This window comes from Nonomuraea sp. NPDC050643 (assembly GCF_040654715.1).
Classification (GTDB): domain Bacteria; phylum Actinomycetota; class Actinomycetes; order Streptosporangiales; family Streptosporangiaceae; genus Nonomuraea.
In genome coordinates this window covers 57568-68010 of the sequence record NZ_JBFAIM010000075.1, presented here as the reverse complement: position 1 = coordinate 68010, position 10443 = coordinate 57568, and the positions used below count along the sequence as shown (strand labels likewise).

Below are 10443 nucleotides of genomic sequence, written 5' to 3'. Positions count from 1 at the left end.
GGAGTAGGTGGCACGACCATGCGAATGGCCCACATGACCACGCATCATGCGCTCATCAGACATGCACCGAACCCTAACGATCTCCACCGACACCGCAGCGGTACGCGTGAGATCCCAGTCGGTGCGCGCCGTGGAGGTTGTCACTTCAAGGTGTGATACCCCTTGAGCCGAGATGCGGGGAAACTCCGTCTGTCCGGTTCTGAGGGGACCGGGGCGCAGCCATGCACCCCGGTCACCCGATTGGTGAGCGATCGAAGAAAGGCGCCTGCGAGGCGTCAGGGGGACCGGAAAGGCGGGCGCAGCGGCATTCAGGTGCTTCCTGTCAGCCGCGGGTCAGGACGATCTTCAGCGCCCCGCTCGTCATGGGGTCGGAGAAGGTGTCGTAGGCGGCGGCGATATCGTTCAGCGCGAAGCGGTGGGTGATGAAGGTCCTGGGGTCGAGTCGTCCGGCGGCGATCATGTCCAGGAGAGCCGGGGTGGAGTAGGTGTCGACCAGGCCGGTCGTGATGGTCAGGTTGCGGATCCATAGGTCTTCGAGGTGCAGGGTGGCGGGTGCGCCGTGCACGCCGACGTTGGCGACGTGGCCGCCCGGGCGTACCAGGCGGGTGCAGAGCTCGAAGGTCTCCGGGATGCCGACGGCTTCGATGGCCACGTCGGCGCCCAGTCCGCCGGTCAGCTCGGCGACCGCTGCGGCGGCGTCGTCGCCGGCGCCGATGAGCAGGTCCGCGCCGAGCCGCTTGGCGGCTTCCAGCCGGGCGGGGGCGGGATCGACCGCGACGATGTGACTCGGTGTGAACAGGTGCGCGGTGGTGATGGCGGCCAGCCCGATCGGGCCCGCCCCGATCACGGCCACCGTGTCGCCGGGTCGTACCTGGCCGTTGAGGACGCCGACCTCGTAGGCGGTGGGCAGGATGTCGGCGAGCATCAGTGCCGCCTCGTCGTCGACGCCGTCGGGCAGCACGTGGGTGGAGGTGTCGGCGAACGGGACCCGGACCTGCTCGGCCTGGGTGCCGTTGACGCGGTGGCCCAGGATCCAGCCACCTCCGCCGAGACACTGGCCGAACATGCCGGTACGGCAGTAGCGGCAGCGGCCGCACGCCGAGATGCACGAGACCAGGACCCGGTCTCCCTGCTTGATCGTGCTGACCGAGGCGCCGGTCGCCATCACCGTGCCGACCGCCTCGTGGCCGAGGATCGTTCCGGGCCGCACCGCGGGCACGTCGCCTTTGAGGATGTGCAGGTCGGTGCCACAGATGGTGACCGCGTCGACCCGTACGACCGCATCGGTGGGGTCGACGATCTGCGGGTCGGGCGTGTCCTCCCAGGAGCGCCGCTGGGGCCCGTGGTAGATGAGCGCCTTCATCATGTCTCCTCGTTGTCCCTCTTCTTCCTGCTCCTTCCCTTCCACGCTGACCCTTGAGCGGGGTGAGTGACCAGGGACGAAGGTCCTGAGCCCCGGGTCTTTCGCCGGGGAAAGGGGCCTCGGGACGTCTCCGAGCCGTTGCGGCTTCGCCCCTCGATCGCGGCGAGGCGGCGGACCGGGCTCGCAGCGCCGGGAGCCGTACACGCGGTGGTGATCCAGGCCGGCCCTCTGGGCGAGATGTGACTTAGGACACATCGCGCGGTGACGTTCGCCTCCGGCGGTCGGCAGCGCGCGGAGAGAAGGTCATGACATCCGCAAGACGATGAGGCGAGTGAGGGTGATCGAAATGGCCGTTCTCCTTGGTACGACGCGCGTTCATGACGACCCGCTGGCCGAGACGTACTTCGTCCGTGCGGCCGGAGCCCTGGACATTCATCGAGCCGGCGCGGAGCACACCTGCCTCTCCTGCGGCGCCGCCTGGCCGTGCGCGCCGGCGCTCGCCGCTGCTTTCATGCTCGAACTGCACGCTTCCTGATGGCACGCGCGAAGGCCGGAACGCGGAGCTTCATGGCAGGGGCGCGGGCCGCGGGGCGGGATGGTCACCCGGCAGGTCCAAAGGTCCCATCGATGATGGACTGTCGCCTCTGATCGAGAGACCCGAGGCGGCCGACGATGGCGGTATGAGAATCGGAATCAATGGGTTCGGCCGGATCGGCCGGGCCGTCCTGCGCCGTGCGCTCCGCACCGGCCTGGACGTCGTCGCCATCAACGACATCACCGACGCGGCCGCTCTGGCCCACCTGCTCAAGTACGACTCCACGTACGGCGTGCTGGACCTGCCCGTCACCGCCTCCGCCGACGCGCTGGACGTCAACGGCACCATCATCCCTGTCACGTCCTGCGCCGACCCGTCCGCCGTCGAATGGCGGGCCCACGACGTGGAACTGGTCATAGACGCCACCGGCCGCTTCCGGACCCGGGACGCGCTCGCCGGCCATCTCAAGGCCGGCGCGCGCAAGGTCCTGCTGTCAGCCCCGGGCAAGGGGCTGGACATCACGATCGTGCCCGGCGTCAACGACGCCGCCTACGATCCCGTCCGGCACGAGATCGTCTCACTGGCCTCGTGCACCACGAACTGCGTGGCCCCGATGGTGAAGGTGCTCCACCAGCGGTTCGGTCTCGTCCGAGGATTCATGACCACCATCCACGCCTACACCGGCGACCAGATGCTGCTGGACGCTCCGCACAAGGATCCGCGCAGAGCCCGCTCCGCGGCGGTCAACATCGTGCCGACCACCACGGGCGCCGCGCGCATGGTCGGTCAGGTTCTGCCCGAGCTCAATGGTCGCCTGGACGGCATCGCCATCCGCGTCCCCGTGGAGGACGGCTCCATCACCGACCTCAGCGCCCAGCTCAGCCGTCCCGTCACCGCGCAGGAGGTCAACGACGCTTTCGCGGCCGCGGCCCAGGACGAGTTGCGGGGCATCCTGCGCTACAGCACCGACCCGCTCGTCTCCCGCGACATCATCGGCGACGCCGCCTCGTGCGTGTTCGATTCGGCCCTCACCCAGGCCGGGGGCGATCTCGTCAAGGTCTTCGGCTGGTACGACAACGAGTGGGGTTACGCCAACCGACTGGTCGAGATGGCCGAGCGGATGACCTGAGTCCGTGATCGCTTGCAGGCTCGCCCGGCTCCTGAGCCATCGGCTCGGGGACAGGCACCGTACGCCGCCCGTCCCCGAGCCCGACGGCCTGTCAGAGGACCAACGGCACCCTCATTCAGGACTTCGTCCCCGGGCGGGCTGCCCTCGTTGCCGCGAGGGTCAGAGTGAGGGACCACATGGGAGGGATACAGGATGACGGGTCACATCGTGGTCGGCGTGGACGGGTCCGCACCGGCGAGCGCGGCAGTGGAGTGGGCCGCCGCCGACGCGCGACAGCGAGGGCTGGACCTCAAGATCGTGCACGTGTGTGAGCGGCCCTCGCACGGCGAGGACGCCGCTGCCCGCGCCGGCATGCTGAAGGCCGCCGCCGACCGGGCGCGCGAGCTCGCACGCGGCGTCGAGGTGAGCACCGAACTGCTCGCGGGCACGATCACCAAGCGTCTGATCGGCGAGTCGGCGGCGGCCGACAGCCTGGTGCTGGGCAGCCGGGGACTGGGCGGGTTCGCCGGCCTGGTGCTCGGCTCCGTGGGCTTGGCCGTCGCCGGGCACGCCGCCGGGCCCGTCGTCATCGTCCGCGGCTCCGCGCAGGCGCGGCAGGACAGGATCGTGGTCGGGTACGACGGTTCCGGGCACTCGGAGGCGGCCATGACGTACGCCGTCGGGCAGGCTCGGGCCCGCTACGCCTCGTTGCACGTGGTCAGCGCCTGGCAGATGCCTGCCTTCTCGCCGTACGCGATCGGTTACAGCCGCCTGCTCGAGGACGTCATTCGTGAGCAGAGCGCCGCGGCACGCCAGCGGGTCGCCTTCTGGCGCGAGCGGGACCCCGACCTCTTGATCACGGACGAGCAGCCGTGCGAGCACCCGGTATCGGCCCTGATCAGGGCCGCCGCGACGGCCGAACTGGTGGTGGTGGGCTCCCGCGGGCAGGGCGGTCTGGCGGCGGCGGTGCTGGGATCCGTCAGCCATGGCGTACTCCATCACGTGACCTGCCCGGTCGCCGTCGTGCGGCCGCGTACCCAGGAGGAGTCATGAACGTCGAGGAGCTGATTGCCGGGCAGGTGATGAGCCGCGTTCTGGTGGCCGTCAAGCCGGATGAGTCGCCGCTGATGGCCTGGGAGTTGATGCGCCGGGCCGGCGTGCATCACTTGCCGGTCGTCGAGGGGCAGCATGTGCTCGGCATCCTGACGCGTGAGGATCTGGCCGCGTCCTGGTCGGGCGGGCCGCAGGTGCAGTCGGAGCGCAAGGTCCGCGACCTGCTCCGCTCCGCGGCCCGGCCCAGGGTGAGACCGGACACCCCGTTGCCCCGGGTGGCGGCCCTCATGCTCGACGCAGGCGGTGACGCGGTGCCGGTGCTTTCCCGTGGAGCCCTGGTCGGGCTGATCACCGCCCGTGACGTGCTGTCGGCCGTCGCCGGCCGCAGCGACGCCCGCGATGGGGCGGGTGAGGTGGTCACCGGGATGTTCCACCTCGAACCCGTCCTGCCCACAAGAAGCCGGAGAGAGGCCTGAGATGGACGCTTTAGTGGTGTACGAATCGATGTACGGCAACACCAAGCAGATCGCCGAGGCGGTGGCCGAAGGGCTGGCCACCCGGATGCCCACCGAGGTGGTGGAGGTCGGTTCCGCGCCCGGCCTCGTGGCGGAGGAAGTCCGGCTGCTCGTCGTGGGCGGGCCGACCCACGCCTTCTCCATGAGCCGGGCCTCCACCCGCCAGTCCGCCGCCCAGCAGGCCCCCGGGCCGCTGGTCTCGCGCGGGAACGGGGTACGGGAATGGCTGGCCTCGCTGCGGACACCATCGTCGGCGCTCGGGTCCGCCGCCTTCGACACCCGCATCGCCAAGCCGCGCATGCCCGGCTCGGCCGCGCGGGGTATCGCCAAGAGGCTACGCCGCCTCGGCATCAGGGCGGTCGCGCCGGCGGAGAGCTTCTACGTCACCGGAACGCAGGGGCCGCTGGTGGAGGGCCAGCTGGAGCGGGCCAGGCAGTGGGGTGAGCACCTCGCCGCCTCGTTCCCGGTCCCGGCGTCCTGACCGCCGCTCACGCGGTGACCGGGCCGAACGGCCGGACGGAGGCGGCACTTGTCGCGACCGGCGCAGGCAACAGGCCGCTGGCCCCTCGGGACCAGCGGCCGAGAGCCAGGTGGTGTCGTCATGAGGAAACCTCGAAGGAAGGACAGAGTCGATGCGTTGGGATGAGCTTTCGAAACGACAGCAGGGCATGCTGCTCGCGGCTGTGTCAACCGAGTTCGCACTGACCGCGGCAGCGGCGGTGGACCTGTGGTTCCGGCCTCGGGACGCGGTGCGGGGGCGCAAAGGGCTGTGGTGGCTGGGCATCTTCGTTCAGCCCATCGGGCCCGTCGCCTACATGCTGTATGGCCGACGGTCCCTGCGCGAGCGTTGAGGCGGTCGCGGGCGTGGCCGGTGGGCCTTTGGACAGCAGCTCGAAGTCGAGCGCCGCCGACTCCATGATCATTCGCCCGCCGATCATGATCGGTTCACCTCCGTAGAGGGGTACAAGCCCATGGTGGCGGGTCGTCGTTGCTCTGGGACAGCGGCGAACGGCCCTGACCGGTAGGACCAAAGACACTGCGCGTGCCGGGGCGATCTGGCCCGGCCGGTGGCTCGGGCTCGGTCTCGGCCTGGGCGCGAGGTGGCTGGCATCTCTAGTAAGGCAGGGTCCGGCCGGACGGGGTCCGGCGGTCGATGCCGGGTCGGGGGCGGGCCGGCTTGGGCCGCAGGACTATCTGGGTGGTCCGCATCTCGATCATCTCCTCCGGCGGGTCCCTTCGTGTGATGCCTACTCTCGCGCCTGGCAGAGCGTCGGAGCAGGTGCGGAGGTCCCCGGGGGAGAGGGCCGGAAGCGACTGATGGCGTGGGACCTTCGTCCTTCAGCGTGATCTGGGACCCAGGGCGTCTACCCCCGGGAGGCTTCTCGCCTTCTCCAGCCGGTCGGGACGGCGGTCGTAAGCCCCGACTGCGTCGGCTGCCTTCAGGACTTGCAGTGGGTGGATTCGGCGAGAGCCTTGATGGTGATCAGTTGCTTGCGGGTGATCAGGAAATCGGCCGACTCGGAGAGGACCAGATAGACCAGCCCCAGCAGGCCGGGACGGCACCAAACGCGCAGCCGGAACAGCAGGCGGGTCTGCTCGCCCGCGCCGAGCAGGACGATGGCCCAGCTGATCCTGACGTGGAAGGCCCGGATGGCGAGCACGATCGTCCGCTCCGGTTCGACCTGCTCAACCGTGTACCCGGTGCCGAATGGCGGAGTCGGCAGCAGATCGCCGCGTTCGAGCCGCTGCAGTTCCGGGACGATCGACTCAGCGCTGGGGTGGCCGTCGTTGGTGACGCGGTCGTAGCCGTACCAGCCCGCACGGGGCTGGCCGCCCATCTGCACCAGCCACGGCCACACGGCCTCGGGCGGGGCCTCGACGGTGATGGCGCGCGTGGCCTGGATGTGCGCGCGCGGCACGATCGCATCCCCGGGAAGGGGGCGCTGAGCCTCTCCGCAGGTGGCGCCCCAGCGCAGCAGCCGGGGACGAATGAGGGCCAGGTAGCCGGCAAGCCCGATGACCGGGGACATCAGCACCCGCCGGAGAAGGCGGTATATGGCGCGACGTGGCTTCATATCTCGATCGCAACATGCCTGATCATGACGGTGTAGGGCCGAAGGGCGGTGCTGATCCATCCGTAGGTCCCGTCCGTGTCCACACACCATGGGGTTCAGGACACGGTGCGGGCGACTGGCGTCCCGCGACAGCGCGTGCGACTGAGGTGGGCGGCCACAGGCGCCTCTGCCCACCGTCGGTGCCCCTTGCGGGCCCCGGCGGTGGGGAAGATGGACGGGGCAGATGCCGGCTGGGGATTTGCGTCTCATCACCTGCGACCTTCGGCGTGGTCAGGCCTTCGGGAGTTGTCCGTCCAGCTCACCTTGGATGACTCGTTCGATCTGGACGGACCATTCGGCGGCGGCGGCGCCCAGTCCCGCCACGGCGATGAGGGCGGGAGCAGTGATGAACGCCACCAGGCCGACCGTGAGCGGGATCTCCATCACGGTGTGGCCATGGGAGTCCTTGACGATGATCCGGTGGACGTTGCCCTCGTGGATCACACTCTTGATCTTGTCGGTGAGCTCCGCGCTCCGGACCTTGACCTCTTCCTGGGTGACGGTCATTGTCGTGCTCCTCTTCCTTCGGGTTCTGATTCCAGGATCCGTCGGCACGATCGGCCCCCGCTTGAGGCCAAGGTCCCGCTTGTGGCGCCGATAGTCATGACATCGGTGCCAGTTGCTTGCGCTCAGGGATGGGAGCCGTGGCCAAGCAGCCGGAGCGCGCACAGGGGAGAGATTGCCTGTGCGACCTCGTTTCGAGGCCCGGATGGCGAAAGCGCCTTTGAAAGATCATGAGAATCGGTCATGGCCTGCACACGGACGCCGTGATCCAGATCCTGGGGCGGTCTGTGCCATTCTGGCCGCCGCGCACGCCGCGCGCCCTGAACGGTTCGCCAGCGGTGGCCTTCCCGCTGGCCGCCTTCGTGTTCGTTTGCCCGGTCGTGGCCGCGGTCATCCTGGAATATCGACGAGGCGGAGAGGCGAGCGTGACCGCGCTTCTGCGGCAGTCTTTCGACTTCGCCAGGATCGAGGCCAAAGGCTGGTATGTTCCTCTCCTGCTGCTGTATCCGGCCATCCTGGTGGCGTCGTTCGTCCTTCTTCGACTGTGCGGGGTCGAGGTGCCGGCTCCGCAGTTCTCCGCAGAGTCGGTGCTGACGATGAGCGCAGCGTTGTGGAGCGCGCTGGGAACGGGTCTCGTGGTGGGATCGGTATGGGCGGTGTGGCATTGGCCGGCCCTCCTTCAGGCTCACCGCTCGGCGCCATGGATTGCCTGGTGGTCGCTGGCCACGGTGGCGACTCGGGTCATCATGGTGTGGCTGAACAACAACACCGGCCGCAGCGTCTTCGCCATGGCGCCCTTCCACATGATCACCAACCTTGGCTGGCAGCTCTTCCCCGTTCATGGCTCCTATTTCGATCAGCCTTCGGTCGCGGTCATCATGGCCGTGGTGGCCACCCTCATCGTGATGGTCTGGAAGCCGGGAACGCTGAGGACGGCGCGACAGCGCGGCAGAGCACGACCCGGTCTGGGGAGCGGAGATCGGGGCGGTTGACCTGTTAGCGCGCGTCAAAACCTCAACGTCCGTAGGGGTCGGCCGGCCCGAGGTCGCCTCCCCGGCGAAGAATGCGCGCCCGAGGACGACGACAATAAGGGGCATGACACGTGCTGTGTACGTCGCCGCGGGCGAGGCCGGTAGCAACAAGGGGACCGTCGCCCTGGGTCTGGTGGAGCTGCTGTCCCGGCAGGTGGAGAGCGTGGGCGTGTTTCGTCCGGTGGTGCGGGCGGGCCGTGAGGACGCCCTGATCAACACCATCCGGAGCAGGTTCCAGCTCGCTCTGCCCTACGAGGCGTGCGCCGGTGTCACCTATGACGAGGTGCACGCCGACGGGGAGCGTGCGGCTGGGGACGTCGTGGCGCGTTATCGTGCTCTCGCCGGCACGTGCGACGCGCTGGTGGTGGTCGGCACCGACTACACCGACGTGGGGGCGCCGACGGAGTTCGGGTTCAACGCCAGGCTGGCCGCGGACCTGGGAACGCCGGTGATCAACGTGGTGAGCGGACGGGGCAGGACGACCGCGCAGATCGCCGCGGCGGTCGAGCTGTCGTCCAGAGAGCTCGCGCACCATCATGCCCGTGAGCTCGCGGTCGTGATCAGCCGGACGGCCGCCGAGCCGCCCGTGATCGCGCATGAGACACCGGTGTTCGTGCTGCCGGAGGCCTCCTCCCTGCGGGCGCCGACCGTCGCGGACCTGCTCGACGCGTGTGATGGCAGCTTCTTCCTGGGTGAGCGGGATGGGCTCGGCCGGGAGGCGAGCGCGCTGATGGTGGGCGCGATGTCGTTGCCCGGCATCCTTGACCGCTACACCGACGGGACCGCGGTGATCATTCCGTCTGATCGGGCCGCCGCGCTGCTGCCCGGGCTGATCGCGGCGCACACCTCGCCGGGCTTCCCCACGCTGTCAGCGGTGGTGATGACCGGCGGTACCGATCTGCCGGTCCCGGTCGACCGGTTGCTGCGCGGCATGACGATCCCTCTGCCGGTGATCGCGACCGACCACGACACCTTCGACACCGCGACCCGCCTGTCGGCGGTGGAGGGCCGCTTCACGCCCGAGGCCGGTGGAAAGATCGACACAGCGCTGCGGCTGTTCGCCGAGCACGTCGACGGCCGGTTGCTGCTCGACCGGTTGGCCATCACCAAGACCGACGTCGTCACACCGCTGATGTTCGAGTACGAGCTGCTGGACCGGGCGCGCGCCCGCCGCCGGCACATCGTGCTGCCCGAGGGCGAGGAGCCGCGCATCCTGCGCGCGGCCGATGTCCTGTTGCGCCGTGGCGTGGCCGAGCTCACCCTGCTCGGAGACGAGGGGCGGATCAGGGTGCAGGCGGCCCAGCTCGGCCTCGACCTGGCCGAGGCCAGGGTGCTGAGCCCGTTCGACCCGGATCTGCGCGAGCGGTTCGCCCGCGAGTACGCCGAGGTACGGGCGCACCGGGGGATGACCGTCGAGCTGGCCCGCGACACCGTCACCGACGTCTCCTACTTCGGCACGCTGATGGTGCACACCGGCCTGGCCGACGGCATGGTGTCGGGGGCGGCGCACACGACCGCGCACACGATCAGGCCGGCGTTCGAGATCCTGCGGCTGGGCCTGGTCTCCAGCGTGTTCTTCATGTGCCTGGCCGATCGGGTGCTGGTGTACGGCGACTGCGCGGTCAACCCCGATCCGGACGCGGGGCAGCTCGCCGACATCGCGATCGCATCGGCCCGCACCGCCGCGCTGTTCGGCGTCGAGCCCCGGATCGCGATGCTGTCGTACTCGACGGGCGTCTCGGGCGCCGGCGCCGACGTCGACAAGGTCCGCACCGCCACCGCGCTGGCCCGCGAGCGCCGTCCCGACCTCCAGGTGGAAGGGCCGATCCAGTACGACGCCGCCGTCGATCCCGCGGTGGCGCTGACCAAGATGCCCGGCAGCCAGGTGGCCGGACGCGCCACGGTCTTCGTGGTGCCCGACCTCAACACCGGTAACAACCTCTACAAGGCCGTTCAGCGCAGTGCCGGCGCCGTCGCGGTAGGGCCGGTGCTCCAGGGACTGGGCAAGCCGGTCAACGACCTGTCCCGGGGTGCCACCGTGGCCGACATCGTCACCACCGTCGCCGTCACGGCCGCGCAGGTGCGCGACGAGCCGGTGTCGCAGGGGGAGGGGCTGCTGGAGGCGGCAGAACGTCATTGAGACGGCGGAGGCGAGGGCGGGACCTGCCTCCGGCTCACTGGGCCGATCACGGCCCGGTGTCCTCCGTTTCGGGTATCAGC

At 69.6% G+C, this 10443-nt stretch carries 11 protein-coding genes; 8 read left to right on the top strand and 3 right to left on the bottom strand.

The genetic code is table 11. The features are described 5' to 3' along the window. Window positions 1–322 precede the first annotated feature (322 nt). Window positions 323–1366 carry a zinc-dependent alcohol dehydrogenase family protein gene (locus AB0I15_RS55445; RefSeq protein WP_358116047.1) on the bottom strand — a complete coding sequence of 348 codons (1044 nt, stop codon included), beginning with the start codon at window positions 1364–1366 and terminating at the stop codon, window positions 323–325. Between the two features lie 343 nt (window positions 1367–1709). Between AB0I15_RS55445 and AB0I15_RS55440 the strand changes: the two genes are divergently transcribed. From AB0I15_RS55440 to AB0I15_RS55415, 6 genes are all read left to right on the top strand, one after another. Continuing rightward, complete coding sequence (locus tag AB0I15_RS55440; RefSeq protein WP_358116045.1) at window positions 1710–1898, top strand: hypothetical protein; 189 nt, start codon at window positions 1710–1712, stop codon at window positions 1896–1898. Window positions 1899–2043: 145 nt separating this feature from the next. After that, a complete protein-coding gene (gene gap / locus AB0I15_RS55435) occupies window positions 2044–3027 on the top strand; it encodes a type I glyceraldehyde-3-phosphate dehydrogenase (protein ID WP_358116042.1) in 984 nt (327 codons plus the stop codon). Between the two features lie 192 nt (window positions 3028–3219). Continuing rightward, a complete protein-coding gene (locus tag AB0I15_RS55430; protein ID WP_358116039.1) occupies window positions 3220–4059 on the top strand; it encodes a universal stress protein in 840 nt (279 codons plus the stop codon). Next, the gene (locus AB0I15_RS55425) at window positions 4056–4535 is read left to right on the top strand and encodes a CBS domain-containing protein (RefSeq protein WP_358116037.1); all 480 of its coding nucleotides are present in this window, start codon (window positions 4056–4058) and stop codon (window positions 4533–4535) included. Before AB0I15_RS55430 ends, AB0I15_RS55425 begins: the two co-directional genes overlap by 4 nt. A gap of 1 nt (window position 4536) precedes the next feature. Beyond that, window positions 4537–5055: a flavodoxin domain-containing protein gene (locus AB0I15_RS55420; RefSeq protein WP_358116035.1), complete on the top strand. Its 519-nt coding sequence runs from the start codon at window positions 4537–4539 to the stop codon at window positions 5053–5055. 151 nt (window positions 5056–5206) lie between these two features. Continuing rightward, a complete protein-coding gene (locus tag AB0I15_RS55415) occupies window positions 5207–5425 on the top strand; it encodes a PLD nuclease N-terminal domain-containing protein (RefSeq protein ID WP_358116033.1) in 219 nt (72 codons plus the stop codon). A gap of 588 nt (window positions 5426–6013) precedes the next feature. Here the strand turns inward: AB0I15_RS55415 and AB0I15_RS55410 are convergent. Continuing rightward, window positions 6014–6649: a hypothetical protein gene (locus AB0I15_RS55410; RefSeq protein WP_358116031.1), complete on the bottom strand. Its 636-nt coding sequence runs from the start codon at window positions 6647–6649 to the stop codon at window positions 6014–6016. 270 nt (window positions 6650–6919) lie between these two features. Next, window positions 6920–7195, bottom strand: a complete 276-nt coding sequence (locus AB0I15_RS55405) for a DUF4342 domain-containing protein (RefSeq protein ID WP_358116028.1) — start codon at window positions 7193–7195, stop codon at window positions 6920–6922. A gap of 260 nt (window positions 7196–7455) precedes the next feature. Between AB0I15_RS55405 and AB0I15_RS55400 the strand changes: the two genes are divergently transcribed. Both AB0I15_RS55400 and pta read left to right on the top strand, forming a co-directional pair. Beyond that, window positions 7456–8184: a hypothetical protein gene (locus tag AB0I15_RS55400; protein ID WP_358116025.1), complete on the top strand. Its 729-nt coding sequence runs from the start codon at window positions 7456–7458 to the stop codon at window positions 8182–8184. 103 nt (window positions 8185–8287) lie between these two features. Further along, window positions 8288–10363: a phosphate acetyltransferase gene (gene pta, locus AB0I15_RS55395; RefSeq protein WP_358116022.1), complete on the top strand. Its 2076-nt coding sequence runs from the start codon at window positions 8288–8290 to the stop codon at window positions 10361–10363. Window positions 10364–10443 lie beyond the last annotated feature (80 nt).

Excerpts from the sequence above, each read along its gene's own strand:
- AB0I15_RS55445 (WP_358116047.1), bottom strand. The coding sequence starts at position 1,366 with ATGATGAAGGCGCTCATCTACCACGGGCCCCAGCGGCGCTCCTGGGAG.
- AB0I15_RS55440 (WP_358116045.1), top strand. The coding sequence starts at position 1,710 with ATGGCCGTTCTCCTTGGTACGACGCGCGTTCATGACGACCCGCTGGCC.
- gap (WP_358116042.1), top strand. The coding sequence starts at position 2,044 with ATGAGAATCGGAATCAATGGGTTCGGCCGGATCGGCCGGGCCGTCCTG.
- AB0I15_RS55430 (WP_358116039.1), top strand. The coding sequence starts at position 3,220 with ATGACGGGTCACATCGTGGTCGGCGTGGACGGGTCCGCACCGGCGAGC.
- AB0I15_RS55425 (WP_358116037.1), top strand. The coding sequence starts at position 4,056 with ATGAACGTCGAGGAGCTGATTGCCGGGCAGGTGATGAGCCGCGTTCTG.
- AB0I15_RS55420 (WP_358116035.1), top strand. The coding sequence starts at position 4,537 with ATGGACGCTTTAGTGGTGTACGAATCGATGTACGGCAACACCAAGCAG.
- AB0I15_RS55415 (WP_358116033.1), top strand. The coding sequence starts at position 5,207 with ATGCGTTGGGATGAGCTTTCGAAACGACAGCAGGGCATGCTGCTCGCG.
- AB0I15_RS55410 (WP_358116031.1), bottom strand. The coding sequence starts at position 6,649 with ATGAAGCCACGTCGCGCCATATACCGCCTTCTCCGGCGGGTGCTGATG.
- AB0I15_RS55405 (WP_358116028.1), bottom strand. The coding sequence starts at position 7,195 with ATGACCGTCACCCAGGAAGAGGTCAAGGTCCGGAGCGCGGAGCTCACC.
- pta (WP_358116022.1), top strand. The coding sequence starts at position 8,288 with ATGACACGTGCTGTGTACGTCGCCGCGGGCGAGGCCGGTAGCAACAAG.